The sequence below is a fragment of the Streptomyces sp. bgisy027 genome, assembly GCF_057710365.1.
The window spans coordinates 99,117-123,327 of record NZ_JBYIVZ010000017.1 but is presented as its reverse complement, the minus strand read 5'-3'; the positions used below and the strand labels follow the sequence as shown (position 1 = coordinate 123,327).

Here is a 24,211-nt window from a genome sequence, read left to right as displayed (position 1 = left end):
CCGGGGTGCCGGAATCGGCTCACGCGAATTAACGTCCTCGCCATGAGCAGCTCGGTCAGTGACGCCGTGAACGGCGGGATCTCCTTCTGGTACGCGGACGACGGCCTCCCTGCGGCGCGTGAGCCGCTCGGCGGGGACGCCTCCGCGGACGTGGTGATCGTGGGCGGTGGATACACGGGACTGTGGACGGCCTACTACCTGAAGCAGGCCGTTCCCTTCCTGCGGATCACCGTCCTTGAACAGAAGTTCTGCGGCTACGGCGCCTCGGGGCGCAACGGCGGCTGGCTGTACAACGGCATCGCGGGCCGCGACCGGTACGCCAAGCTGCACGGCCACGAGGCCGCCGTACGGCTGCAGCGGGCCATGAACGACACCGTGGACGAGGTGATCCGGGTCGCGCAGACGGAGGGTTTCGACGCCGGGATCCACAAGGGCGGCGTGCTCGAAGTCGCGCGTACGCCCGCGCAGTTGGCGCGGCTGAAGGAGTTCCACGCGCAGGAGCTGGCGTTCGGCGAGAAGGACCGTGAGCTGTACGACGCCCGGCGGACCGCCGAGCGGATCAAGGTGGCCGACGCGGTCGGCTCGACGTGGACACCGCACGGGGCACGGGTGCACCCGGTGAAGCTGGTGAAGGGGCTCGCGGCGGCCGTCGAGGCGCTCGGCGTGACCATCCACGAGCTGACGCCGGTCACCGAGATCCGGCCCAAGCACGCCGTCACCCCGTACGGCACCGTGCGCGCGCCCTACGTCCTGCGCTGCACCGAGGGATTCACGGCGAACCTCAAGGGCCAGCACCGGACCTGGCTGCCGATGAACTCCTCGATGATCGCCACCGAGCCGCTGACCGACGAGCAGTGGGAGTCGGTCGGCTGGGACGGGCGCGAGACGCTCGGCGACATGGCGCACGCCTACATGTACGCCCAGCGCACGGCCGACGGGCGGATCGCGCTGGGCGGGCGCGGGATGCCGTACCGCTTCGGGTCGCGGACGGACAACGACGGGCGCACGCAGCCCGAGACCGTCGAGGCGCTGCGGGACATCCTGGTCGGCTTCTTCCCGTCGCTGGCCGGGCTGCGGGTCGAGCACGCGTGGTCGGGGGTGCTGGGCGTGCCGCGCGACTGGTGCGCGACCGTCACGCTGGACCGGACGAGCGGGCTCGGCTGGGCGGGCGGCTACGTCGGCTCAGGCGTCGCCACCGCGAACCTCGCGGCGCGGACCCTGCGGGACCTGGTGCAGATCGACTCGGGGCAGGGCGTGCGCACCGAGCTGACCGATCTGCCCTGGGTCGGGCACAAGGTGCGCAAGTGGGAGCCGGAGCCGCTGCGCTGGCTGGGCGTGCACGGGCTGTACGCCGCGTACCGGGCTGCGGACCGGCGGGAGTCCGGCACGCCCGGCGCCGAGTCGTCACGGGCGGCACGGGTGGCCGACCGGATCGCCGGGCGGCACTGACGGAACAGGGAGGACGGGGGAGGGGCCGCGGTCCGAGGGGCCCCTCCCCCCGTGTGCGGGGCCCGGTCAGGCCACCGGTTCCGGTGCCGGTGGCCGGTGCGGTGCCCCGTGCTTCGGGGCCTTCACCGTCACCATCAGGGTCGCGACCAGGCCCGCCATGAGCATGATCGCGGCGGCCCACCAGATGGCGACCGTGTAGCCGTGCACGATGCCCTCCCGGGTGACCAGGTCCCGCCGGGCCGGGTCGGTCAGACGGGCCGTGATGTAGGCGGCGCTGCTGCTGGTCGCGATCGTGTTCAGCAGGGCCGTGCCGATCGAGCCGCCCACCTGCTGCGAGGTGTTGACGGTCGCCGAGGTCACGCCGGAGTCCCGCGGGGCCACACCCGCCGTCGCCGTGGCGAACACCGGCATGAAGATCAGGCCCATGCCGAGGCCCATCAGGATCAGCGCGGGCAGGATCTCGCTCGCGTACGAGGAGTGCACCGTCAGCCGGGTCAGCAGCACCATGCCGATGGCCGCGAGCAGGGCGCCCGGGCCCATGAGCAGGCGGGGCGCCACATGGTCCAGGAGGCGGGCGGCGATCTGGGTCGAGCCGATGATGATCGCGGCCGTGAGCGGCAGGAAGGCGAGGCCGGTCAGCACCGGCGAGTAGTCGAGGATGACCTGGAGGTAGTAGGTCATGAACAGGAACAGCCCGAACATGCCGATCACGGCCAGCGCCATGGTGAGGAAGCAGCCGGCACGGTTGCGTTCCTTGATGATGTGCAGCGGCAGCAGGGGCATCGGGGCCCTGGTCTGCCACCGGACGAAGGTCGCGAGCAGGGCGACGCCGCCCGCGAACAGGGCGAGCACCAGCGGGTCGGTCCAGCCGCGCGGCTCCGCCTCGGCGAAGCCGTAGACGATGGCGACCAGGCCGCCGCAGCCGAGCAGCACGCCGGGCACGTCGAGGCGGGCGCCCGCCTGCACGGGGCTGTCGTGCAGCAGGGCGAGGGCGCCGAAGACGGCGATCACGGCGATGGGCACGTTGACGTACAGGCACCAGCGCCAGTCCAGGTACTCGGTGAGCAGTCCGCCGACGATGAACCCGATCGCGCTGCCGCTGCCGGCCAGGGCGCCGTAGATGCCGAACGCCTTGCCGCGCTCCTTGGGGTCGGTGAACGTCGTGGTCAGCAGGGACAGGGCCGAGGGGGCCAGGACGGCGGCGAAGACGCCCTGGAGGGCGCGGGCGCCGAAGAGCATGCCGGCCGTGGTGGCGGCACCGCCGAGCGCGGAGGCGGCGGCGAAGCCGACCAGGCCGATGACGAAGGTGCGCCTGCGGCCCACGAGGTCGGCTATCCGGCCGCCGAGCAGCAGCAGTCCGCCGAAGGCCAGCGTGTAGGCGGTGATCACCCACTGGCGGTTGCCGTCGGTCATGCCGAGGTCGGCCTGGGCGGAGGGGAGCGCGATGTTCACGATGGTCGCGTCCAGGACGACCATGAGCTGCGCCAGCGCGATGATCACCAGTCCCCACCAGCGGCGGGGATCCGCGTCTCGGGCTGATTCACCCGTCCGGGTGACGGTCACCTGGTCAGAAGACCATGGTCCGGGACGTGTCGCATCTGGGGAGTTGTTGTCGCCGGTCACGGCTCCAGCACCACCTTTCCGGTGGTCGCGCGGGTTTCCAGGGCGCGATGGGCGGCCGCCGCCTCGGCGAGCGGGAAGCGCTGCACGGCCGGGGTGAGCCGGCCCGCGGCGGCCTCGGCGAGCGCGCGCAGTTCGAGGGTCTGTACGGGGTTGGGGCCGCCGGCCCGGCGCATCATCGCGGGGCCGAGGACGTTCTCGGAGACGCCGTCGACGAGGTGGGGCTCGCCGTCGTGCAGGCCCTGCCCCGACCAGCCGAAGACGAGGTGCCGGCCGCCGGGCGCGAGCAGGGCGACGCACTCGCGGGCCACGTCGCCGCCTACGCCGTCGAGGACGACGGTGGCGCCGCGCCCGCCGAGGAAGGCACGCACCTTCCCGGGCCACGCCGGGTCGGAGTAGTCGACGGCGAGATCGGCGCCGTTCTCCCGCACCCGGGCGGCCTTCCCGGACCCTCCGGCCAGCCCGACCACGAGTGCGCCCGCGTTCTTGGCGTACTGCACGAGCAGGGTGCCGATGCCGCCGGCCGCCGCCGGGATCACGGCCACCGCGTCCGGGCCGAGCTCGGCGAACTGGAGGATCCCCATCGCCGTACGGCCCGTGCCGATCATGGCGACGGCCTCCGCGAAGTCGAGGTTCGCCGGGATCTCGTGGACGCGGTCGACGTCGGTGACGGCGAGCTCGGCGTAGCCTCCCGGCGCGAAGCCGAGGTGGGCGACGACCCGCTTGCCGAGCCAGAGCCGTGCGACGCCCTCGCCGAGGGACTCGACGACTCCGGCGACCTCGCGGCCGGGGATCGTGGGCAGTGCGGGCGGCTCGGGTGCCGGGCCCTGGACGCCTTCGCGCAGGGCCGTGTCGAGGAGGTGGACGCCGGCCGCCGCCACGGCGATCCGGACCTGGCCGGGTCCTGGTACGGGGTCGTCGGTCACTTCGTGGGCGAGGTTCTCGGCCGGGCCGAAGGTGTGCAGGCGGATGGCGTGCATCGGGGTCCCCCATCGTTCGGAAGCCGGTTGTGTCGGGCCGCCCCTCCCGTCGTCGGGGCGGCTCGACGATGCTCCGACCTCAAGCTCGCTTGAGGTCAAGGGCGGGGCGGCCGAGGGCCAGGGACACGGCCGTCAGCGCGCTGTTGAAGGACACCTCGGAGAGCACGCCGGGGGCCGCGACCTGATCGCCCGCCAGGTAGACGCCGTCGCCGCGGTCGACGGCCGGGCGGTCCCGCCAGCTGGTGCCGGGCAGGTCGACGGCGCCGGTACGGCCGTTCGCCAGGGCCTCGCGGCGCCAGGTGACGCGCTCGCGCCAGCCGGGGAAGCCGAGGTCGAGGAGCTGCTCGGCACGGGCGATGCCGTCGGCCCGCGACTCGTGCGGGGCGATCGGGATCTGCCCCTGGATCAGCTGCTCGCCGACCGGCGCCAGCGAGCGGTCCTGCGCGGTGAACCGCTCCAGCCACCCGGCCCGGTCGAGGTCGGAGACGACGAACGCGTCCCCGCGCCGGGTGCGCACGGCGAGGTCGATCAGTGCCGTACGGCCGCTCGTCCAGGTCAGCGAGTCGTCCCCGAGGAGGCGGCGGGCGGAGTCGAGGGAGGTGGCGACCACGACGGGCGTGTCGTTCGCGAGGACGTCGACCCTGGACATGGTCTCCATCCGCACCCCGAGGTTCCACGCCCGCGAAGCCATCCGGTCGATCACGCTCGCCCAGCCGCCCTTCGGATAGTGGGCCTCCGGCGGCAGCTTGGTGGCCCGGCGCAGCCGCTCCTGCACGAACGCGGCGGACAGGGCGCCGGGGTCGTGGTGGAACAGCGCGACGGCGGAGTAGTGGGCGGCGGCACGGGCGCCCTCCTCGCCGGCGATGCCGGCCGCCCACGTCAGGAAGTCGACGTCGACGGGTGCCTGCGGCAGGGCGGGCCGCAGCAGCTTGAGCATGGCGAACGGCGGGGTGCGGCGCAGGACTCCACGGTGCCGCAGCCTGAGCCGGGCGGCCTCCAGGGGCGGGATCGGCGCGAGCGGGCCGATGAGGTCCCGCTGCCTGAGCCAGGCCCAGTGCGGGCCGCCGTTGTACAGCGCGTGCGGTCCCTCGTTCGTCCGGTACGGCCCCGCGGCGGTCCGCGCCCGCCCGCCGAGGGTGTGATGGGCCTCGTACACGGTGACCTTGGCGCCCGCCTCGGCGGCGGTGATGGCCGCGGTGAGTCCGGCGAAGCCGCCGCCGACGACGGTGATGCGGTGCATGGCTGGGGGTCTCCCTCGCGCTCGGTTCGGCTTCATCGCCCTCTTCTGTGAGTACGACGGAAGGGGGCCACCGGAATGTGACATCACCGGTGTCCGCGCAGGTCGGAGGGATTGTCAGTGGCGGGGTGCAGCATGGGGGGCATGGCGAGGAGAGCGACGGGTGAGAGTGGCGGGCCGGGCGGGGGCGCGGTGAAGGCGGTGAGACGGCCAGAGCTGCGGCTGCCGCCGCTGGAGCCGTTCCGGGACGGGGAGTTGGAGCCGGACGGGGACTACGACAGCCTGGAGTTCCGCGAGAAGGACCTCTCCGGGCACGACGGCGGCGGGGCCCGTTTCATGGACTGTGCGCTGAAGGGCTGCGTCCTGGACGAGACGCGGCTGCATCACGCCCGGATCCTCGACTCGCTCCTCTCCGGGCCCCGGGGTGTCGGCACCGACCTCGCCGAGGCGACCCTGCGCGACGTGGAGCTTCTCGACGCCCGGCTGGGCGGGGTGCAGTTGCACGGTTCCGTGCTGGAGCGGGTCGTGATCCGCGGCGGCAAGATCGACTACCTGAACATGCGCAAGGCCAGGCTCAGGGACGTCGTCTTCGAGAGCTGCGTCCTGGTCGAGCCGGACTTCGGCGGAGCCCGGCTGGAGCGGGTGGAGTTCGTCGACTGCGCGGTGAAGGGAGTGGACCTCACCGGGGCGACGCTGGCGGACGTGGATCTGCGCGGGGTCGCGGAGCTGGAGATCGCGCGAGGCGTGGACCGGCTCGCCGGGGCCGTGATCAGTTCCGGCCAACTACTGGATCTGGCACCGGTGCTGGCGGCCCAGCTGGGGGTCCGGGTGGAGGGCTGACGGCCGTCCGGCGGAGTGCCAGGTCACGTCACCCGGGGATAGCGGGCCTGGAGTGTCCAGATCGCCGGGTTCTCGCCCAGGTCCTCGTGCAGGTCGATCAGGTCGGCGAGCAGGTCGTGCAGGAAGTCGCGGGCCTCGCGGCGCAGTTCCGCGTGGGCGAAGGACAGCGGGGCCTCCTCGGCCGGCATCCAGTCCGCCTCGATGTCCACCCAGCCGAAGCGGCGCTCGAAGAGCATGCGGTCGGTCGACTCGGTGAAGTCGAGTTCCGCGTGCTGGGGGCGGGAGGCGCGGGAGCCCGCCGGGTCCCGGTCCAGCCGCTCGACGATGTCGCACAGGGCCCAGGCGAAGTCGAGCACCGGCACCCATCCCCAGGCCGTGGACAGCTCCCGGTCCGCCTTGGTGTCGGCCAGGTACACGTCCCCGCAGAACAGGTCGTGGCGCAGCGCGTGGACGTCCGCGCGGCGGTAGTCCGTCTGCGGGGGGTCCGGGAAGCGGTTGGAGAGGGCGTAGCCGATGTCGAGCACGGAGGTGATGGTGTCACGCCCGCACTCGTAGGATCACTGGCGTGTCCCGTTCCGCGCCTGTTGTCCCGGCCCGTCCGACCGCACGGCTCCCGTCGCCCGGCCGGCCGGTCCCGGCCGCACGGATCTCCCGGGCCCTCGCCTGCGGCCTGCTCGTCCTCGCCCTCACGGCGTGCGGCGGGGTGCACGGCACCCCGGGCGGTTCCGGCGTGCGCGACCCGTACTTCCCCAAGGCGGGCAACGACGGCTACGACGTCACCCACTACGGCCTCGACCTCGCCTACGATCCCGGCGAGCGCCACCTCAGCGGCACCGCCGAGATCACCGCACGCGCCGAGAAGGACCTGTCCGCCTTCGACCTCGACCTGAAGGGGATGGACGTCGAGAAGGTGTCGGTGCAGGGCAGGGCCGCCCGCTGGAGCCGCAACGGCCAGGAACTGGTCGTCCGGCCGCACGACGACCTCGACCAGGGCGAGACCTTCCGGGTCACCGTCCGCTACTCCGGAACCCCGCAGACCATCACCGACCCCGACGGTTCGCAGGAGGGCTGGCTGCCGACCGACACCGGCGCGCTCGCCCTCGGGGAGCCGACGGGGTCCATGGTGTGGTTCCCCGGCAACCACCACCCCTCGGACAAGGCCTCGTACGACATCTCGGTCACCGTGCCCAAGGGGCTGGAGGCCGTGTCGAACGGCGAGCTCGCCGGGCGGACCACCCGCGGGGGCCGTACGACCTTCCGCTGGCGCACGGCCGAACCCATGGCCGGCTATGTCGCGACCCTCGCCATCGGCGACTACGACCTCGCCCGCTCCACGGTCACCACGACCGAGGAGAACCTGACCGTCCACACCGCCGTCGCCCCCGACCAGACCGGTCCCGCGCGCAAGGTGCTGGCGCGGATCCCCGAGATCATGGAGTGGGCGGAGTACAACTTCGGCCCCTACCCCTTCTCCTCCACGGGAGCGATCGTCGCGGGCGAGGGCGACGCCGAGTACGCCCTGGAGACCCAGAACCGGCCCGTCTTCCCGGGCGCCCCCGGCACCGGACTCCTCGTCCACGAGCTCGCCCACCAGTGGTTCGGCAACTCCGTGACCCCGAAGAGCTGGCGGGACATGTGGCTGAACGAGGGCTTCGCGACCTACGCGGAGTGGCTGTGGGAGGAGGACAACGACGGCGACTCCGCCCAGGAGACCTTCGACGCCCTCTACGAACACGGCGAGGACGAGCACGAGGACCTCTGGGACTTCCCGCCGGCCGAGCCCACCGGCGCCGCCCACGTCTCCGATTCGCCCGTCTACGAACGCGGCGCGATGGTCCTGCACAAGATCCGCCAGAAGGTCGGCGACGACACCTTCTACGACATCGTCCAGGGCTGGGCCACCACCCGCCGCCATGGCAACGCGGACACCGCCGACTTCACGTCCTACGTGGAGAAGAAGGCCCCGGACGAGGACTTCACGGCCGTCTGGGAGGACTGGCTGTACGGCGACGGCCGGCCCGAGCACCCGTGACGACGGCTACGCGGGCTCCTCGGCGCCGCTGCCCGATGGATCGGTGAGCTGCTTCTGAAGGACCGTGCAGGGGCGGTCGAGTTCGCGGTCGCGGCCGTGCGCGATGGTGTCGTAGCCGAGGGCCGTCCAGAAGGCGAGGGCGCTGGGGTTGTTGTCGAGGACGGCCAGGCGTACGGCCGTGCGGCCCGCCGCGCGGAAACGGTCCTCCACGAGGGCGGCCAGCCGCCGGCCGTATCCCTTGCCGTGCTCCGTCGCGTCCACCATCAGCAGTCCGATCCACGGGTCAGGGTCGACCGGGTCCGGGTGCTGGGCCAGGGTGATGGCGATGCCGACCAGGCGGCCCTCGCTGCGGGCCAGCAGCACCTCCGCCCCGGGCACCGCCGACTCGTCGGCCAGCGCGGTGGCCACCTGCTCCGGACGGACGTCGTCGGGGTCCGGGAAGTCGCCGCTGAGCGCGTGGAATTCGCGGTTGGAGGCGTAGAGGGCGGTGAGTTCGGTGAGGACCGGGGCCGGGATGTCGTGGTCCGGGGTGAGGGGGAGGGGGTCGAGGATCATCCGGGCAACTTATCGAAGAGCTGCGCGGGGTGGACCGTGGCGGGTGGCCCGGCAGGCCGTGCAAGGCCGGATCTCCCGGCTCGCGGTGTGGCGCCGGAACCCCTCGGTTCGTCGGACAACGCCGGAACCCCCGGCCGGAGCCGGGGGTTCCAGGGTGGTGCGGGGTGCTCAGACGTTCACGCCGAAGTCCTGGGCGATGCCGACCAGGCCCGAGGCGTAGCCCTGGCCGACCGCGCGGAACTTCCACTCGGCGCCGTTGCGGTACAGCTCGCCGAAGACCATCGCGGTCTCGGTGGCCGCGTCCTCGGAGAGGTCGTAGCGGGCGATCTCGGCGCCGCCGGCCTGGTTGACGATGCGGATGTACGCGTTGCGGACCTGGCCGAAGTTCTGCGAGCGGTTCTCCGCGTCGTAGATCGAGACCGGGAAGACGATCTTGTCGATGTCGGCCGGGAGGCCGGCGAGGTTGACGTTGATCGCCTCGTCGTCGCCGGCGCCCTCGCCGGTGCGGTTGTCACCGGTGTGGACGATCGTGCTGTCCGGCGTCTGCTTGTTGTTGAAGAAGACGAAGTGGGCGTCCGAGTAGACCTTGCCCGTGGGGTTGACCGCGATCGCCGAGGCGTCGAGGTCGAAGTCCGTGCCGGTGGTGGTGCGGACGTCCCAGCCGAGGCCCACGGTGACGGCGGTCAGGCCCGGAGCCTCCTTGGTGAGCGAGACGTTGCCACCCTTGGACAGGCTTACAGCCATTGTTGGGAGTCCCTTCCCTCGTTGCGGTACGGCTAGAAGCTACAGCTACCCCTAGGAACGCGGAGAGGGGTACCTCAGGTTCCAGGTGTCTTTACTTTCTTTGCCAAAGAGCACCCGTAGGGGAGACACGGGATATTCGCGTGACGTGGACCGGACGGACGCGCGACCATGGACGGCATGTCCGGTCCCTACGTCATCCGTGGCTCCGTCTCGCTGCCCGAGGCCGAGCTCATGTGGCGTTTCTCCAGATCGAGCGGGCCGGGTGGCCAGCACGTCAACACCAGTGACTCAAGGGTGGAGCTGAGCTTCGACCTCGCGAAGACCGAGGCGCTGCCCCAGGTGTGGAAGGCGCGGGCGCTGGAGCGGCTGGCCGGAAAACTCGTAGACGGTGTCCTGACCGTGCGCGCCTCCGAGCACCGCTCCCAGTGGCGCAACCGCGAGACCGCCGCCGTACGCCTCGCCGCGCTGCTCGCCGAGGCGAGCGCCCCGCCGCCCAAGCCGCGCCGGCCGACCCGCATCCCCCGCGGCATCAACGAGCGCCGGCTGAGGGAGAAGAAGCAGCGCTCCGACACCAAGCGAGGGCGCTCCGGGCGGGACTGGGGGTAGGCGCCGGGGCCGGGAGTCACATTCCGGCCGCGTGATCCGTCAACGCAGTGACGACGGACGGAACGCGACGAGAGGCTGCCGCTGATGAGCGCCGATGGCACTGGCACCGACGACACCGACTTCCTCGCCCGGCGCTTCGAGGCGCACCGCGGCCATCTGCGGGCCGTGGCGCACCGCATGCTCGGGTCGACGGCCGAGGCCGAGGACGCGGTGCAGGAGGCGTGGTTCCGGATGAGCCGGTCCGACACCAGCCGGGTCGACAACCTCGGCGGCTGGCTGACGACCGTCGTCGGCCGGGTCTGTCTCGACATGCTCCGCTCCCGCAAGTCCCGCGCGGAGGAGCCCCTGGAGACCGCGGCGGCACCACCCGCAGGCCCGGCCGAGGGCTCCGCCGGGGCCCTGCCACGGCCGGCCGACCCCGAGCAGGACGCGCTCCTCGCGGACTCGGTGGGCGTCGCCCTGCTCGTCGTACTGGACACCCTCACACCTGCCGAGCGGCTCGCCTTCGTGCTGCACGACCTGTTCGGGGTGCCCTACGAGGAGGTCGCGGCCGTCGTGGACCGTACGCCGGCCGCCGCGCGGCAGCTCGCCAGCCGGGCCCGGCGCCGGGTGCGGGGCGCCGAGGTGCCCGAGCACGACCGGGCCCTTCGGCGCCGGCAGTGGGAGCTCGTCGACGCCTTCCTCGCCGCCGCGCGCGAGGGCGACTTCGAGGGACTGCTCGACGTCCTCGACCCGGATGTCGTCGCCCGCTCCGAGGCCGGGGTGACGACCGGCGCGGCGGCGGTGGCGCGGGGCGCCTCGACGTTCGGGTCGGCCGCTCTGGGCGCGCGGCCCGCCGTCATCGCCCGGCACGCGCTCGTGGACGGCGCGCCCGGCTCCGTGGTGCTGGTCGGCGGGCGGGTGGACCGGGCCCTGCGGTTTGCGTTCGTACGGGACCGGATCGCCGTGATCGACATCGTGACGGATCCGGCGCGGGTGGCCCGGCTGGACATCGAGTCGGTCTAGCGCCGGCCCGGCGGGGCGGGACGCCCGAGGGGGCCGGCTCCCGCCCCGCCTACAGCTCCAGCACGCCGACCGTCTGGCCGCCCGAGGTCTCCCCGGTGGGCCGGAAGCCCAGTTGCGTGTAGAAGCCCTCCGGGCCGTCGGGGCCGGGGTGCCAGGTGACGTGGAGCTCGGTGGCGCCCCGTCGGCGCAGCTCCGTGGCCACGGACTCGACGGCGAAGCGGCCGTAGCCCCGGCCCTGCTCCGCGGCGGCGATGTTCAGCCGCCACAGGCCGGAGCGGCGCAGGCTGCCGTCGCCGCGCCAGTCGATGTCGAGGAAGGCCATCAGGAAGCCGACCGGGCGGTCGCCGGCGACGATGAGACGGGGCCAGGCGACGCCCTCGGGATGGACGTATGCCTCGGCGAGGGACTCCACGACGGGGGAGACCGCGTGTTCCTGGTCGGGCCGGACCCGTATGCCCGTGGCGGCTTCGAAATTTCCAGGTGTGATCTTTTCGAGGCGGGGTGCGGAAGTCGTCGGCGTCATCCCGGCACGCTATGCCGGGCGGTCAGTCGTCGGCCACGGGAATTCGACCGCCGTATCCGCGGCGGAGATCATCCCAAGTGCCGGTAACGGCCCCGGAAATAGGTCAGCGGGCGTCCGTCCGCACTCGGCAGCGAGGCCGACAGGACGCGTCCGATCACCAGGGTGTGGTCGCCGGCCGTCACCCGCTGCTCGGTGCGGCACTCCAGGGTGGCGAGGGCGCCGCCCACCAGAGGGGCGCCGGTCTCCTTGCCGCGGACGTAGGGGATGTCGGCGAACAGCAGGCGGTCGCTGACCCGGCCCTTCATCGCGAAGCGTCCGGCGATGTGGCGCTGGCTCTCGGCGAGGACCGAGACCCCCCACAGCGGCTGCTCGTCGAGCAGCTCGTCCATCCGGGCCCCCGTACGCAGGCTGACCAGCACCAATGGCGGATCCAGGGACACCGACACGAACGCCGTCGCGGTCATGCCGACGTCCTCGCCGGGCGGCGCGTGCGGATCGTCGGGGTCCAGCGGCGGCTCCAGCGCGGTCACCAGGACCACGCCCGCGGCCAGCCGCGACATCGCGGCAAGGAACTCGTCGTCGCTCACTCCCTCAGCATGCCCAAAGGGGCTGCGGGAGGCGGGGAGGACTGCGGTCACGGGCTGCGCGGGGGAAGAAGTGTTCGGCACGCCGGAAACGCTAATGTCGGTCCCGCACGCCCCGCATCGGGCCTGCGCCCGAGAACGGACCTAGGACTCCCGACGGAGTCGCGCGGAACTGTTCGCGGCCGTTTCGTGCCATCTCCACGGGCATGCCAACTTTGCGTTCCGTAAACACACAGGAAAAACGCAGAAACACCGCTCAATTGTTCACGTTTAGCTGTGACTTGAGTCACAAGAGCCATTAATTGTTGACCCTGTGTACCGAGTGAGCAGCGCGCTGTGATTCAGTGGCGGGGACTAGCAAGGGACGTTACGCCGAAGCAGAACCCTTGATTCGCTGCGAGGTCTCGGGGGGAGGGCGAGCATGGAGACCGAGTCGGAGCCGTACGTCCGTCTTGCGACCCTGCGGCAGCTGCACCAGGTCATGGCGGACATGAACACGGCCCGCAGCCTGGCGGACACGCTCCAGACCGTGGCCGACGGCGTCGTCAACGGCCTCGGCTACGAGCTCGCGTGCGTCAACCTCGTACGCCCCGACGGCGATCTCGTCGTCGCCGCCTTCGCCGGCAACCCCGCCGCCGAGGCCCTCATCACCGGCCGGGTCGGCTCGCGCGAGTCGTGGGAGCGCCGGCTGAGCATGGGCCAGCACTGGGGCGACCTGGTGTTCATACCGCACACCGAGGGCTGGATCCTCGACGACGACGACGTCCCGCAGTGGTACACCGACGGGCCCGCCCCCCGTTTCGAGGACGAGTGGCACCCCTCGGACCGCCTGTTCGCGCCGATGTACACGCCCGGTGTGCAGGGCGGCGCGTGCGGCGAACTGATCGGCGTCCTGTCCGTGGACCGGCCGCGCAACGGCCGGCTGCCGGGCGCGTGGGGGCGCGAGGCGCTCCAGATGTACGCCTTCCAGGCAGCCATCGCGATCAGCAACGCACGTCTACGCGCGAATATGCAGCGGGCACTGGTCAGGCTGGAGCGCGAGCAGCAGGCCCTGCGCGCGAGCGAGGAGAGCTTCCGGCAGGCCTTCGAGTACGCCCCCTCCGGCATGGCCATCGCCGAGATGGGCGGCGACCAGCACGGTCGCATCCTGCGCACCAACGACGCGCTGTGCCGTCTCCTCGGCCGCCCCGCCTCCGCGATGCGCCGCTACTCCTTCTCCGACCTCGTCCACCCCGAGGACATCGGCACGCTGCTGCGGACGTCCGCCGAGGGCGGGCGCGCGGAGCTCAGGCTGGGGCGCCGGGACGGTTCGTACGTCTGGGTGTCGCTGCGCAACAGCGTCGTCGCGGACGCCGCCGACGGGCCCCGCTTCCTGCTGACCCACGTCGAGGACATCGAGGAGCGCAAGCGCCGCGAGCTCCAGCTCGCCCACCGCGCCTCGCACGACTCGCTCACCGGACTGCCGAACTCCGCCGAGCTGCGGGCGCGCCTGGCGGCGCGGCTGTGCCGGCGTCCCACGCACGCGGGTGCCCTGGAGTCCATGGACGCCGCCTACGGCCACCCCGCCGTCTTCGACGCCAACGGCCACGGCTTCGACTTCCCCGGTGTGGCGGCGCTGGACGCCTACGACCACCATGTGCACATCGTCTCCCCGGACGAGGCCGAGCGCGACGACGGCACCAAGGGGCTCGCGGTGCTCTTCTGCGACCTCGACGGCTTCAAGTCGATCAACGACCGGTTCGGGCACAACGCGGGTGACGCGGTTCTCATCGAGGTCGCCCGGCGGCTGACCCGGCAGGTCCGCGACGGCGACACCGTCGCCCGGCTCGGCGGCGACGAGTTCGTGATCCTCGCCGACGGGCTCGGCCGCGCCGACGCCCAGGACCTCGCCGTCCGGCTGCGCGGTGAGATCATCCAGCCGATCCGGGCCGAGGGCCGTGCCGTGCGGGTCGGGGCCAGCTTCGGCATCGGGTGGGCACACTGCGGGATGACCGCGGACGAAGTGTTGAAGTCCGCTGACGAGCGGATGTACGTAGAGAAACGATCTCGTCCCAAACAACACAGACGCGCGGGATGAATCCCAGGTCAGCGAGCTGATGCGGTCCGAGTCACCCGTTTGGGCCATCAGGAGCGGGTAGGCTCGCCCTTCTGACCGCCCCATCGCAACGCCCGCACCTGGTGAGGAGTACCAAGGGATGACGTCCGGCAACAACGGCGCCAGCACGCCCGAGGACGACGACCCGTTCGGCTACCTCTACGCCGACGGCCAGGCCAACGGAGCCCAGCCGCCGTCCGGTGGCTACGGCTACCCGAACGCCGTCAACCGGGTGCGTGCCGTCGGCCAGCGCCAGTACGGCCAGCAGCCGACCGCGGCGGCCCCCCAGATACCGCAGCAGCAGGGCGCCTACGGTCAGCCGAACGCGCACTACGCCGCGCCGGAGACACACCCCGGCGGGGCGACCACGGTCCAGCAGCAGCCGTCGTACGGCGGCGGGCGCGGCCGGGGCCCGAACACCAAGGGCCTCCTCATCGGCGCGATCGCGGTCGTCGCGGCGGTCGTCATCGGCATCAGCGTGGCGATGCTGGGAGGTGACGACGACAAGGACAAGAAGGACGACGCGGCACAGCCGACGCCGACGCAGTCCCAGCAGAGCAGCGCGCCGAGCCCGTCGAACAGCAACAGCGCCGCCGCCGAGGACGACCTGCCGACGATCGACGCCAAGGCCCTGGCTCTCGCCGGCGGTGCCGCCACCGCGTCCGACATCAAGGGCGCCCAGGCGGACGGCGGCGTCTATGTCACCGGCTTCAACCAGGTCGGCTCCTCGGTCTCCTGGTCCGTGAGCGACATCCCGAAGAGCGGCAAGTACACCGTCTACGTCGGCTACAGCGTCCCGGGCAAGGACCAGAACGCCACCCTGACGGTCAACGGCACGCCGTCCACCGCGCCGGTCAACTTCAAGAACTACGCCAACGGCCCCGAGGGCGACTACGAGAAGGGCTGGACGAAGACCTACAACTACGTCCAGCTCAACAAGGGCTCGAACACGATCAAGGTGTCCTGCGAGCAGGGCAACCAGTGCGACGCCCTCATCGACCAGATGTGGCTGGTCAAGGGCTGGGTCAAGTCCTAGTCACGCGGCGGTGACGTCCGCGGTCACCGCCACCCGGCTCAGGAACTCCTCGTAGGTCGCGCGGTCGAACTCGCCCGCCGCCGGGGACACGACGGTCGCCGCCGACAGGGCTGTCGCCCGGGTCAGCCGATCGGGCCAGGGGAGTTTCTCCACCAGCCCCGACAGCAGGCCCGCCACCGCCGCGTCGCCCGCGCCCGTAGGGTTGCCGTGCAGGCGGGTGGGCGGGGCGGCCTGCCAGCGGCCCTCGGGGGTGACGGCCAGGAGGCCGGCCTCGCCGAGGGACGCGACGACCGCTCGGGCGCCGCGCCTGCGGGCGTCCTGCGTGGCGCGCGACGGCTCGTGGGAGCCGGTCAGTTCGGCCAGCTCATCGGCGTTGGACTTGATGATGTCCGGGCGGGCGGCGACACCCCGGCGCAGTGCCTCGCCGCTGGTGTCCAGCAGGACGGGTACCTCGGCCGCCTTCGCGGACCGGACCAGACCGGCGTACGCACCCACCGGCACACCCGGCGGCAGGCTGCCGCACAGGGCCACCACGGAGGCCGACGCCAGCAGGTCGTCGTACGCCTCCTGGAAGGCGGACCACTCGGCGGGCGTGACCGTCGGGCCCGGCTCGTTGAGCTGGGTCGTGTCGCCGGTGCGCTCGTCGACCACGGCGATGGTGCGCCGGGTCGCGCCGGAGACCGGCAGCAGGGCGTCCACCACGCCGGGGACGCCGGTGAGCCGCTCCTGGACCACCCGGCCCGTCGCGCCGCCGGTGAAGCCCGTGACCGTCACCTCGTGTCCGAGGGCCGCCAGCACCCGGGCCACGTTCAGGCCCTTGCCGCCGGGGTGCTCGGTCACCTCGGAGACCCGGTGGGAGGCGTGGGGCCGCAGCGCCCGGACGCGATAGGTGATGTCGAGAGCGGTGTTCAACGTGACCGTGAGAATCACCTGTACTCGACCTCCCCCGAAGAGTTCGGCATGCGTGTGCCGTCCGTCCGCCGGTTGTTCGCTCCGGCAGATGCCGATCATGCCAAACGGGCGGCAGTCGTCCCAGTCTCGCAGGACAACCACCGCCCCCAACAGGCGGACACATCACCCCAGTTGCGGCTCAACCACCCATTCGCCCCGCCGCATCACGCCCTTGAGGTCGAAGTCGGAGTCCACGACGACCAGGTCGGCGTCCTTGCCGGGCTCCAGGGAGCCGATGCGGTCGTAGCGGCCGAGGAGGCGGGCGGGGTTCGCCGACAGGGCCGCCACCGCGTCCTCGATCGGCAGCCGGTCGACCGTCACCGCCCGCTTGAAGGCGCGGTCCAGGGTGAGGGTCGAGCCCGCGATCGAGCCGCCCTCGACCAGACGGGCCACCCCGTCGGCGACCTCGACCTCCAGCGGGCCGAGCATGTAGCGGCCGTCGCCGAAGCCGGCCGCGTCCATCGCGTCCGTGATGAACGCGACCCGGTCGGCGCCCGCGTGATGGAACGCCAGCTGCAGGGACGCCGGGTGCAGGTGCGTGCCGTCGTCGATCAGCTCGACCGTGACGCGCTCGTCCTCCAGCAGGGCGGCGATCGGGCCCGGCTCGCGGTGGCCGAGCGGCGGCATCGCGTTGAAGAGGTGGGTGGCGACCGTCGCGCCCGCCTCGATCGCCTCCACCGTCTGCTCGTAGCTGGCGTCCGTGTGCCCGATCGCCGCGATGACGCCGCGCTCGGCGAGGAGACGTACGGAGTCGATGCCGCCCGGCAGTTCGGTGGCGAGGGTGACCATCGTCGCGTGGCCGCGGGCCGCGTCGACCAGCCTGCGCACGTCCGCCGGGTCCGGGTCGCGCAGCAGCTCCTCGGAGTGCGCGCCCTTGCGGCACGGGGAGATGAACGGCCCCTCGAAGTGGATGCCCGCGATGTCGCCCTGCTCGGCCAGCTCGGCCAGCAGGCCCGCGCGCCGGGCGAGGAAGTCCATGTCGCCGGTGACGGTGGAGGCGACCAGGGTGGTGGTGCCGTGCAGGCGGTGGGTGTGGATGCCCCGCAGCACCTCCTCGGGGGTGCCCGAGGTGAAGGAGGCGCCGCCGCCGCCGTGGTTGTGGATGTCGATAAAGCCCGGCAGGAGCCAGTGGCCGCTCACGTCGATGTGGTGAGCGTTCTCCGGGGCCGCGCCGGCGATGCGCGTGCCGTCGACGATCAGCCGGCCCTGTTCCAGGGTTCCCGTCGGCGTGACCACGTTGGCGCCGGACAGGACGAGGGGTGCCTTGTCGGTTGCGGGGTGCGGGCGTTCCGTGGCTTGTCGCGCAGTTCCCCGCGCCCCCAGGTCGGCTGTCATCAGGGAGTTACCTCCGTACGGTCGGTTCGGTCGAGGAGATCCCAGGCCAGGAGCCCGGCGCCGAGGCATCCCGCCGTGTCGCCCAGGGCCGCGGGGACGATGGACGGCAGCTTCTGGAAAGTGACCCGCTGCCGGACCGCGTCCCGCAGTGGTGTGAACAAGGTTTCCCCCGCCTCGGCGAGGCCGCCACCGATGATCAGGGTGCGGGGGTCCAGCAGGGTGAGAGCGGTGACCAGGCCGTCGGCGAGGGCGTCCACGGCCTCCTGCCAGATCCGTACGGCGTTCGGGTCCCCGGACGCGACGGCCTTGGCGCAGTCCGCGGCGTCCGCCTCCGGGTCCCCGCAGGCCGCGGCCCACGCCTCGCTCACGGCCGCGGCGGACGCGAACCGCTCCAGGCAGCCGCGCTGTCCGCACGGGCAGGGGGCGCCGCCCGGCCGTACGACGATGTGGCCGATCTCGCCCGCGAAGCCGTGGGCGCCCGCCTCCACCCGGCCGTCGATGCCGATGGCGCCGGCGATCCCGGTGCCCAGCGGCACGAAGAGAAAGCGGTCGGCGCCCCGGCCCGCGCCGATCCGGCCCTCGGCGAGACCGCCGGTGCGCACGTCGTGGCCGAGGGCGACGGGGACCCCGCCGAGCCGCTCGGACATGAGCCGGCGCAGGGGTACGTCCCGCCAGCCCAGGTTGGCCGCGTAGGCGGCGATGCCGTGCTCCTCGTCGACGATGCCGGGGACGGCGACGCCGACGGCGGCCGCGGGCTCGCCGAAGCGCTCCTCGCCGTACCCGCGCAGCTCCGCGGCGAAGTCGAGGATTCCCTCGACGACCGCGTCCGGCCCGCGCTCGCGTCCGGTCGGGCGGCGGGCCTGGTGGAGCAGCTCACCACCCGCGCCCGCCAGGGCGGCCTTCATCCCGGTGCCGCCCACATCGAGGGCGATGACATGTCTCACGGGGGACAGTGTGGCTTGCGCACCCGCGAGAGGTCTAGTCCACTTACGTGGTGTAGACCTGATGGGGGCAATATGTATGACGTTTCGAAAATTTCGAACATGGGCGTGGGGCGGTTTGGCGTGCAGCGGCGTAGTCGTGGTCGTAGGCGTACGGGAGCGATGGCGGCGGTGTCCGCGCTGGGCCTGACGGCGGCCCTGGGAGGCTGCGGGCTGACCGGCGGCTCGGGCGACGTGACCCTGCGGCTGGTCGCCGCGGACTACGGGGACAGCGAGTCGAACGGCTCCCAGAAGTACTGGGACAAGCTCGTCACGGCCTACGAGGCCGAGCACCCCGGCGTCACGGTCGACGTCACCGTGTACTCCTGGAACGACGTCGACGCCAAGGTCAAGGAGATGGTCGACGCCGGGAAGGCCCCGGACATGGCCCAGATCGGCGCGTACGCCGACTACGCCGCGAAGGGCCTGCTCTACCGGGTCGACGATCTGCTCTCCATCCCCGTACAGGCGGACTTCGGCGCCCAGTTCGCGGACGCGGGCCGGGTGAAGGACGTGCAGTACGGCATCCCGTTCGCCTCCTCCACGCGGCTGCTCTTCTACAACAAGACGCTCTTCGAGAAGGCCGGCATCTCCGCGCCGACCACCTGGAAGGAGCTGGCCGCCGACGCCGAGGCGCTCAAGGCGCAGGGAGTGAGGACGCCGTACGCGCTGCCGCTCGGCGCCGAGGAGGCGCAGGCCGAGACGATGCAGTGGCTGCTCAGCGGCGGGGGCGGCTACACCGACCGAAACCTCGGCACGTACAGCATCGACTCCGCCGAGAACGTCGCCACCTTCGACTGGCTCAAGAACGACCTGGTCGGCAAGGGCCTCACCGGCCCGGTCGCACCCGGCGAACTCAACCGCGCCGACGCCTTCGCCGCCTTCGCGGCCGGTGACGTCGGCATGCTCAACGGCCACCCGACCCTGATGCAGATGGCCAAGAAGAAGGGCGTGAAGTTCGGCATGGTGCCGATGCCCGGCGTCGACGGCCCGAGCAAGGTCTCCATGGGCGTGGCGGACTGGATGATGGCCTTCAAGGAGAACGGCCACGCCGACGAGGTGGGCGACTTCCTCGACTTCGTCTACGACAAGCAGAACGTCCTGGACTTCTCCCGCGAGTACGACCTGCTGCCGGTGACGAACTCCGCGTCCACGGTGATGACCGCGGCCGAGCAGGACGCCGACCTCAAGCCCTTCCTGGAGCAGCTCCCGCTCTCCGAGCTCTACCCGGTCGGCCGCACGTCCTGGGCGGAGGTCAGCGCGGACATCAAGAAGCGCATAGGCAGGACCGTCACCTCCGGCGGCAGCCCCTCGGCGGTCCTCGGCGGGCTCCAGACGACGGCGACGCGGGCCGAGAGCGCCGAGTAGCGGCGGTTGTCGGTGGCGGGGGTTACGGTGCGAGCCATGGACCAGCACCAGGACCCGCCCGAGGCCGCCCTCGCCGAGCGCGAGCGGGCCATCCTCGCTCTGGAACGCCGGGGCTTTCCGGGCCCCGGCGTCAAGGAGCGCGCGATACGCGAGGAACTGGGCCTGGCCCCCGTCCGCTACTACCAGCTGCTGAACGCCCTGCTGGACGACCCGAGGGCCCTGGCCCACGACCCGGTCACGGTGAACCGGCTGCGGCGGGTGCGGGAGGCCCGGCGGGCGGAGCGCTGAGCGAGGGGTGGGCGGCGCCCTCGCTGGATAGGGTCGACGTATGGCCAGTGACAAGAAAAAGGATCTGACCGACCCCGACCCGGCCGGCGCCACGGCCCCTCTGCCCACCCCCGCGACCGCGCGCGGCCGTGACGGGCTCGCCGCGCTCCTCGCGAGGCCCGCGCGGGCACTGATCGCCCTGGACTTCGACGGGACGCTCGCCCCGATCGTGCCGGACCCGGAGCAGGCGCGGGCCCACCCCGACGCCCTCACGGCGCTCACGGCGCTCGCCCCGAAGGTCGCCGCCGTCGCGGTGATCACCGGCCGCCCGGCCGACGTCGCCGTCCGGTACGGCGGCTTCGCCGGGGTCCCCGGCCTTGAGCACCTCGTCGTGCTCGGGCACTACGGCGCCGAGCGCTGGGACGCCGTCAGCGGCGAGGTCACCGCGCCCGACCCGCACCCCGGCGTCGCGGCCGCACGGGCCGAACTCCCCGGCATCCTCGACGCGAACGGCGCCGGAACAGGCACCTGGACCGAGGACAAGGGACACGCCGTCGCCGTCCACACCCGCCGCGCGGCCGATCCCCAGGGCACCTTCGATGCCCTGCGCACCCCCCTCGCCGACCTGGCCGTGCGCAACGGCCTGATCCTCGAACCCGGCCGCATGGTCCTGGAACTGCGCCCGCCCGGCATGGACAAGGGCGTCGCGCTGAGCGAGTACGTACGGGAGCTCGGCGCCGAGTGCGTCCTGTACGCCGGCGACGACCTCGGCGACCTGTCCGCCTATGCCGCCGTCGACAAACTCCGCTCCGACGGCACCCCCGGCCTGCTGGTGTGCAGCGGCAGCGAGGAGGTCACCGAACTGTCGGAACGGGCGGACATCGTGGTGGACGGCCCGGCAGGGGTCGTACGGCTGCTGAAGGCGCTCGCCGACCGGGCCGGCTGACCCGCGGCTGCCTGCCCCGGCGGCTGGGCCCGGCCGGACCGAACGCCCGGTCACGGGTCGGCCGGAGCGAACGCGACCGGGCTGGGGCCGGTTGTCCGTCGCGGGCCGGGTGGCGGGACAGAGCCGGCCGGTCCCGGCCGGCAGGCCGCCCCGCTTCAGTCGGGCTGACCGGGCGCAGACGGGCTCACCGGGCTCCGGCGGGCGGACCCGCCTGTTCCTCCAGTGCGTGCAACTGGTCCAGGAACCACTGGGCGGGCGGCAGCGCGGTCGCGGCGGCCGCCAGGCGCTTCGAGCGCTCCGCCCGCTCCTCCGGCCGCACGGACAGGGCCTCGTGCAGCGCCCGTGCCGTGCCGACCACGTCGTACGGGTTGACGGTGATCGCGTCCTCGCCGAGCTCCTCGTGGGCCCCGGCCTCCCGCGACAGCACCAGCGCGCAGCCCTCGTCGGAGACGACCGGCACCTCCTTGGCGACGAGGTTCATGCCGTCCCGGATGGGGTTGACCAGCGCCACGTCCGCGAGCCGGTAGGCGGCCAGCGAGCGGGCGAAGTCGTCCTTGACGTGCAGCACGACCGGGGTCCAACCCGGCGTGCCGTACTGCGAGTTGACTTCGTCCGCCAGCCGCTGCACCTCGGCCGTGTAGTCCCGGTACACCGCCAGGTCCTGCCGCGAGGGGTAGGCGAAGGCCACGTGCACCACCCGCTCGCGCCACTCGGGGTGGTCGTCGAGCAGCTGCCGGTAGGAGAGCAGACCGCGCACGATGTTCTTGGACAGCTCGGTCCGGTCGACCCGCACGATCGTCCGGCGGGCGGTGCCGTCCGGGGCCGAGCCGATCTCGGCGCGGAGCGCGGTCATCCGCTCCGCCACGTCCGCCCGGTGGGAGCGTTCGCGCAGGAAGTCCGCGTCCGCGCCCAGTCCGTGCACGCCGATCCGCGTGCCCCCGAGCCCGTCGGCGAACCGGGCGCAGCACGCCTCGAACGCGTCCGCCCACCGCCGGGTGAGGAACCCCAGCCGGTCCGCGCCCAGCATCCCGCGCAGCACCTGCCCGGCGATGTCGTCGGGCAGCATCCGGAAGTACTCCGGCGGCGCCCACGGCGTGTGCGAGAAATGGCCGATCCTGAGGTCGGGGCGCAGCTCACGCAGCATCCCCGGCACCAGCGTCAGGTGGTAGTCCTGCACCAGCACCGCCGCCCCCGGCGCCGCCCGCCCGGCCAGCGCCTCGGCGAAGGCGCGGTTGTACGCCTCGTAGGACGCCCACTGCCGGCGGAACTCCGCGTCGAACACCGGCTCCAGGGGCGTCTGGTAGAGCATGTGGTGGACGAACCACAGCACCGAGTTGGCGATGCCGTTGTACGCGTCCGCGTGCACGTCCGCCGGGATGTCCAGCATCAGCACGCCGTCCTCTCCCGCCCGCCGCCCGCCACCACCCTTCTGCGGAGGGGCCTCCGGCCCCGCACCTGCGATTCCGCGCCGCACCGCCTCTCGGTCGCCGTCGGACAGCGCCGAGCACACCCACAGGGCGCCCGCGTCCGGCCCGATCGCCGACAGCCCGGAGACGACTCCGCCGCCCCCGCGCCTGGAGTGCAGCGAGCCGTCGTCCCGCACCTCGTACGAGACCGGGCCGCGGTTCGACGCGACGAGGACCTTGGCAGCACCGTGCGCACCCGGCGCATCCTGCGTGGAAGCCATAAGCCTCAACCTAGCCCGCCCCGGAAACGCTCAAACGTGCGGTTCCGCTCGCTGGAGGGCTCTGGTCCGCCCTGTATACGGCCGGTTTCCGGCGTTTACGCGACCTTCCGCTTCGCGTACTCGGCGATCTCCACCATCGGCGGCCGTTCCTCGGTGTCCACGGAGTACGTACGCGGCTCGAAACCGTCCTCGCCGCGCTCGAACTGGGTCAGCGACGGCCGCACCAGATGCCCGCGGGCCAGCCGCAGCTGCGCCGTGCGGTAGATCGCGGCGGACATCCGGCCGAGCGCCTGCCCGTCCTGGTGCCGGTGCTTGCGCACCCCCACGTCCACCTGGGCCAGCGCGTCCAGCCCCACCAGGTGCAGCGCGTCGACCAGCATGCCCAGCTCGACGCCGTACCCGACCGGGAACGGGAGCTGTTCCAGCAGGCTGCGGCGGGCCGCGTACTCGCCGCCGAGCGGCTGCACGAAGCCGGCGAGCTGCGGCCAGTGCATGTTGAGCAGCGGGCGTGCCATCAGCTCGGTGACCCGGCCGCCCTGCCCGGCCGCACCCCCCAGCGGACGGTCGTACATCGCCTTGACCAGGTCCACGCCGGGGTCGGTGAGCAGCGGGCCGACGATCCCGGAGACGAAGTCGGAGGAGAACTCCTTCAGGTCGGCGTCGATGAAGCAGACGATGTCGCCGCTCGTCACGAGCAGGGAGCGCCACAGGACCTCGCCCTTGCCGGGCACGGTGGGGACGCGCGGCAGGATGTCGTCGCGGTGCACCACCCGGGCGCCCGCCGCGGCGGCCACCTCGGAGGTGCGGTCGGTGGAGCCGGAGTCGACGACCACGATCTCGTCGACCAGCGGGACCTGCCGGACGAGGTCATGGGCGATGATCGAGACGATCTCGCCGACCGTCTCCTCCTCGTTGAGCGCGGGCAGCACGACGGACACCGACTGGCCCGTGCGCTGTTTGGCGGCCAGGATGTGATGCAGCGGGCGGTCGGCAACGGACCAGGAGCGGCTGCTCAGCCAGCGCTCTGCTTCTTCCAGCACGGTCGGCGGCTCCTCACTGTCGGGAGGTCTGTGATCCATCTCGCGGATCGGACGGCTATCTCAACTGTCCTGGCGTTCGGTTACAGTCTTGAACAACGCGGATGACCATCGCATGTCCGAGGTCGGCCGTCGTCCACAACCGAATACCGCTCATCCAGAGGGGCAGAGGGATACGGCCCGATGAAGCCCCGGCAACCCTCCAGTCGGTTCTCGTAGATCAGCGTCGATCGTCACGGCTGATCGTCTCCGCGAGGCTCCCGGCTAGGGAAGGTGCCAAATCCGTCTCACGGCGAGATGCGTCGTGAGGAAGATGAGGAGAAAGGGCCTCGCC

At 72.3% G+C, this 24,211-nt stretch carries 23 protein-coding genes and 1 riboswitch; of the genes, 10 read left to right on the top strand and 13 right to left on the bottom strand.

The genetic code is table 11. From position 1 onward, the window contains the following. Positions 1–42: 42 nt before the first annotated feature. Positions 43–1,449 (top strand): NAD(P)/FAD-dependent oxidoreductase, encoded by a 1,407-nt coding sequence (locus AC3ETA_RS19455; RefSeq protein ID WP_432194165.1) that lies wholly within the window; start codon positions 43–45, stop codon positions 1,447–1,449. A 66-nt stretch (positions 1,450–1,515) separates the two neighbouring features. On the opposite strand, the gene AC3ETA_RS19450 is transcribed toward AC3ETA_RS19455, so the two are convergent. From AC3ETA_RS19450 to AC3ETA_RS19440, 3 genes are all read right to left on the bottom strand, one after another. Continuing rightward, positions 1,516–3,012: an MFS transporter gene (locus tag AC3ETA_RS19450; protein ID WP_488187640.1), complete on the bottom strand. Its 1,497-nt coding sequence runs from the start codon at positions 3,010–3,012 to the stop codon at positions 1,516–1,518. 56 nt (positions 3,013–3,068) lie between these two features. Then, positions 3,069–4,049, bottom strand: a complete 981-nt coding sequence (locus AC3ETA_RS19445; RefSeq protein WP_432194163.1) for a zinc-binding dehydrogenase — start codon at positions 4,047–4,049, stop codon at positions 3,069–3,071. Positions 4,050–4,128: 79 nt separating this feature from the next. Then, positions 4,129–5,289 carry an FAD-dependent oxidoreductase gene (locus AC3ETA_RS19440; RefSeq protein WP_432194162.1) on the bottom strand — a complete coding sequence of 387 codons (1,161 nt, stop codon included), beginning with the start codon at positions 5,287–5,289 and terminating at the stop codon, positions 4,129–4,131. A 189-nt stretch (positions 5,290–5,478) separates the two neighbouring features. Here AC3ETA_RS19440 and AC3ETA_RS19435 point away from each other — a divergent pair, with 189 nt between their 5' ends. Further along, entirely contained in the window at positions 5,479–6,126 is a 648-nt protein-coding gene (locus tag AC3ETA_RS19435) for a pentapeptide repeat-containing protein (protein ID WP_432194223.1), read from the top strand. A 23-nt stretch (positions 6,127–6,149) separates the two neighbouring features. Here AC3ETA_RS19435 and AC3ETA_RS19430 read toward each other — a convergent pair whose 3' ends face one another. Next, complete coding sequence (locus tag AC3ETA_RS19430; protein WP_432194161.1) at positions 6,150–6,650, bottom strand: hypothetical protein; 501 nt, start codon at positions 6,648–6,650, stop codon at positions 6,150–6,152. A 41-nt stretch (positions 6,651–6,691) separates the two neighbouring features. Here AC3ETA_RS19430 and AC3ETA_RS19425 point away from each other — a divergent pair, with 41 nt between their 5' ends. Further along, complete coding sequence (locus AC3ETA_RS19425; RefSeq protein ID WP_432194160.1) at positions 6,692–8,158, top strand: M1 family metallopeptidase; 1,467 nt, start codon at positions 6,692–6,694, stop codon at positions 8,156–8,158. Positions 8,159–8,164: 6 nt separating this feature from the next. Here AC3ETA_RS19425 and AC3ETA_RS19420 read toward each other — a convergent pair whose 3' ends face one another. Together AC3ETA_RS19420 and AC3ETA_RS19415 are read right to left on the bottom strand one after the other, a co-directional pair. Then, positions 8,165–8,713 (bottom strand): GNAT family N-acetyltransferase, encoded by a 549-nt coding sequence (locus AC3ETA_RS19420; RefSeq protein WP_432194159.1) that lies wholly within the window; start codon positions 8,711–8,713, stop codon positions 8,165–8,167. 168 nt (positions 8,714–8,881) lie between these two features. Continuing rightward, positions 8,882–9,457: a TerD family protein gene (locus AC3ETA_RS19415; protein ID WP_030955885.1), complete on the bottom strand. Its 576-nt coding sequence runs from the start codon at positions 9,455–9,457 to the stop codon at positions 8,882–8,884. A 168-nt stretch (positions 9,458–9,625) separates the two neighbouring features. Here AC3ETA_RS19415 and arfB point away from each other — a divergent pair, with 168 nt between their 5' ends. Both arfB and AC3ETA_RS19405 read left to right on the top strand, forming a co-directional pair. Then, on the top strand, positions 9,626–10,063 hold the full coding sequence (gene arfB, locus AC3ETA_RS19410; RefSeq protein WP_432194158.1) for an alternative ribosome rescue aminoacyl-tRNA hydrolase ArfB: 438 nt from the start codon (positions 9,626–9,628) through the stop codon (positions 10,061–10,063). 84 nt (positions 10,064–10,147) lie between these two features. Next, positions 10,148–11,068, top strand: coding sequence for a sigma-70 family RNA polymerase sigma factor (locus tag AC3ETA_RS19405; RefSeq protein WP_432194157.1), 921 nt, complete (start codon positions 10,148–10,150; stop codon positions 11,066–11,068). A gap of 49 nt (positions 11,069–11,117) precedes the next feature. Here the strand turns inward: AC3ETA_RS19405 and AC3ETA_RS19400 are convergent, their stop codons facing one another. After that, positions 11,118–11,591, bottom strand: coding sequence for a GNAT family N-acetyltransferase (locus AC3ETA_RS19400; protein WP_432194156.1), 474 nt, complete (start codon positions 11,589–11,591; stop codon positions 11,118–11,120). A 68-nt stretch (positions 11,592–11,659) separates the two neighbouring features. Then, positions 11,660–12,259 (bottom strand): flavin reductase family protein, encoded by a 600-nt coding sequence (locus AC3ETA_RS19395; protein ID WP_432194155.1) that lies wholly within the window; start codon positions 12,257–12,259, stop codon positions 11,660–11,662. A 337-nt stretch (positions 12,260–12,596) separates the two neighbouring features. Here AC3ETA_RS19395 and cdgB point away from each other — a divergent pair, with 337 nt between their 5' ends. Together cdgB and AC3ETA_RS19385 are read left to right on the top strand one after the other, a co-directional pair. Continuing rightward, positions 12,597–14,252, top strand: a complete 1,656-nt coding sequence (cdgB, locus tag AC3ETA_RS19390; RefSeq protein WP_432194154.1) for a diguanylate cyclase CdgB — start codon at positions 12,597–12,599, stop codon at positions 14,250–14,252. A gap of 118 nt (positions 14,253–14,370) precedes the next feature. After that, the gene (locus AC3ETA_RS19385) at positions 14,371–15,306 is read left to right on the top strand and encodes a CBM35 domain-containing protein (RefSeq protein ID WP_432194153.1); all 936 of its coding nucleotides are present in this window, start codon (positions 14,371–14,373) and stop codon (positions 15,304–15,306) included. On the opposite strand, the gene AC3ETA_RS19380 is transcribed toward AC3ETA_RS19385, so the two are convergent. The 3 genes from AC3ETA_RS19380 to AC3ETA_RS19370 form a co-directional block, all read right to left on the bottom strand. Beyond that, complete coding sequence (locus AC3ETA_RS19380) at positions 15,307–16,236, bottom strand: 1-phosphofructokinase family hexose kinase (protein ID WP_432194152.1); 930 nt, start codon at positions 16,234–16,236, stop codon at positions 15,307–15,309. A 144-nt stretch (positions 16,237–16,380) separates the two neighbouring features. Further along, a complete protein-coding gene (gene nagA, locus AC3ETA_RS19375; RefSeq protein ID WP_432194151.1) occupies positions 16,381–17,592 on the bottom strand; it encodes an N-acetylglucosamine-6-phosphate deacetylase in 1,212 nt (403 codons plus the stop codon). Then, on the bottom strand, positions 17,592–18,536 hold the full coding sequence (locus AC3ETA_RS19370) for an ROK family protein (RefSeq protein ID WP_432194150.1): 945 nt from the start codon (positions 18,534–18,536) through the stop codon (positions 17,592–17,594). The genes nagA and AC3ETA_RS19370 overlap by 1 nt, the downstream gene beginning before the upstream one ends. Before the next feature lie 159 nt (positions 18,537–18,695). Here AC3ETA_RS19370 and AC3ETA_RS19365 point away from each other — a divergent pair, with 159 nt between their 5' ends. The 3 genes from AC3ETA_RS19365 to otsB are packed head-to-tail and all read left to right on the top strand — an operon-like array spanning position 18,696 to position 21,153. Beyond that, positions 18,696–19,940, top strand: coding sequence for an extracellular solute-binding protein (locus AC3ETA_RS19365; protein ID WP_432194149.1), 1,245 nt, complete (start codon positions 18,696–18,698; stop codon positions 19,938–19,940). A gap of 36 nt (positions 19,941–19,976) precedes the next feature. Beyond that, on the top strand, positions 19,977–20,228 hold the full coding sequence (locus AC3ETA_RS19360; RefSeq protein WP_030959984.1) for a DUF3263 domain-containing protein: 252 nt from the start codon (positions 19,977–19,979) through the stop codon (positions 20,226–20,228). 40 nt (positions 20,229–20,268) lie between these two features. Further along, positions 20,269–21,153: a trehalose-phosphatase gene (otsB, locus tag AC3ETA_RS19355; RefSeq protein ID WP_432194148.1), complete on the top strand. Its 885-nt coding sequence runs from the start codon at positions 20,269–20,271 to the stop codon at positions 21,151–21,153. A 184-nt stretch (positions 21,154–21,337) separates the two neighbouring features. Here the strand turns inward: otsB and AC3ETA_RS19350 are convergent, their stop codons facing one another. Next, a complete protein-coding gene (locus AC3ETA_RS19350) occupies positions 21,338–22,840 on the bottom strand; it encodes an alpha,alpha-trehalose-phosphate synthase (UDP-forming) (protein WP_432194147.1) in 1,503 nt (500 codons plus the stop codon). 95 nt (positions 22,841–22,935) lie between these two features. After that, a complete protein-coding gene (locus AC3ETA_RS19345) occupies positions 22,936–23,880 on the bottom strand; it encodes a glucosyl-3-phosphoglycerate synthase (protein WP_432194146.1) in 945 nt (314 codons plus the stop codon). Positions 23,881–24,027: 147 nt separating this feature from the next. Next, a riboswitch (SAM riboswitch) is annotated at positions 24,028–24,197 on the top strand. The last annotated feature ends 14 nt before the right edge of the window (positions 24,198–24,211 follow it).

Coding starts and splice junctions, on each gene's coding strand:
- AC3ETA_RS19385 (WP_432194153.1), top strand. CDS start 14,371: ATGACGTCCGGCAACAACGGCGCCAGCACGCCCGAGGACGACGACCCG.
- AC3ETA_RS19405 (WP_432194157.1), top strand. CDS start 10,148: ATGAGCGCCGATGGCACTGGCACCGACGACACCGACTTCCTCGCCCGG.
- AC3ETA_RS19445 (WP_432194163.1), bottom strand. CDS start 4,049: ATGCACGCCATCCGCCTGCACACCTTCGGCCCGGCCGAGAACCTCGCC.
- AC3ETA_RS19455 (WP_432194165.1), top strand. CDS start 43: ATGAGCAGCTCGGTCAGTGACGCCGTGAACGGCGGGATCTCCTTCTGG.
- AC3ETA_RS19400 (WP_432194156.1), bottom strand. CDS start 11,591: ATGACGCCGACGACTTCCGCACCCCGCCTCGAAAAGATCACACCTGGA.
- AC3ETA_RS19440 (WP_432194162.1), bottom strand. CDS start 5,289: ATGCACCGCATCACCGTCGTCGGCGGCGGCTTCGCCGGACTCACCGCG.
- cdgB (WP_432194154.1), top strand. CDS start 12,597: ATGGAGACCGAGTCGGAGCCGTACGTCCGTCTTGCGACCCTGCGGCAG.
- AC3ETA_RS19420 (WP_432194159.1), bottom strand. CDS start 8,713: ATGATCCTCGACCCCCTCCCCCTCACCCCGGACCACGACATCCCGGCC.
- arfB (WP_432194158.1), top strand. CDS start 9,626: ATGGACGGCATGTCCGGTCCCTACGTCATCCGTGGCTCCGTCTCGCTG.
- AC3ETA_RS19365 (WP_432194149.1), top strand. CDS start 18,696: ATGGCGGCGGTGTCCGCGCTGGGCCTGACGGCGGCCCTGGGAGGCTGC.
- AC3ETA_RS19360 (WP_030959984.1), top strand. CDS start 19,977: ATGGACCAGCACCAGGACCCGCCCGAGGCCGCCCTCGCCGAGCGCGAG.
- AC3ETA_RS19350 (WP_432194147.1), bottom strand. CDS start 22,840: ATGGCTTCCACGCAGGATGCGCCGGGTGCGCACGGTGCTGCCAAGGTC.
- nagA (WP_432194151.1), bottom strand. CDS start 17,592: ATGACAGCCGACCTGGGGGCGCGGGGAACTGCGCGACAAGCCACGGAA.
- AC3ETA_RS19415 (WP_030955885.1), bottom strand. CDS start 9,457: ATGGCTGTAAGCCTGTCCAAGGGTGGCAACGTCTCGCTCACCAAGGAG.
- otsB (WP_432194148.1), top strand. CDS start 20,269: ATGGCCAGTGACAAGAAAAAGGATCTGACCGACCCCGACCCGGCCGGC.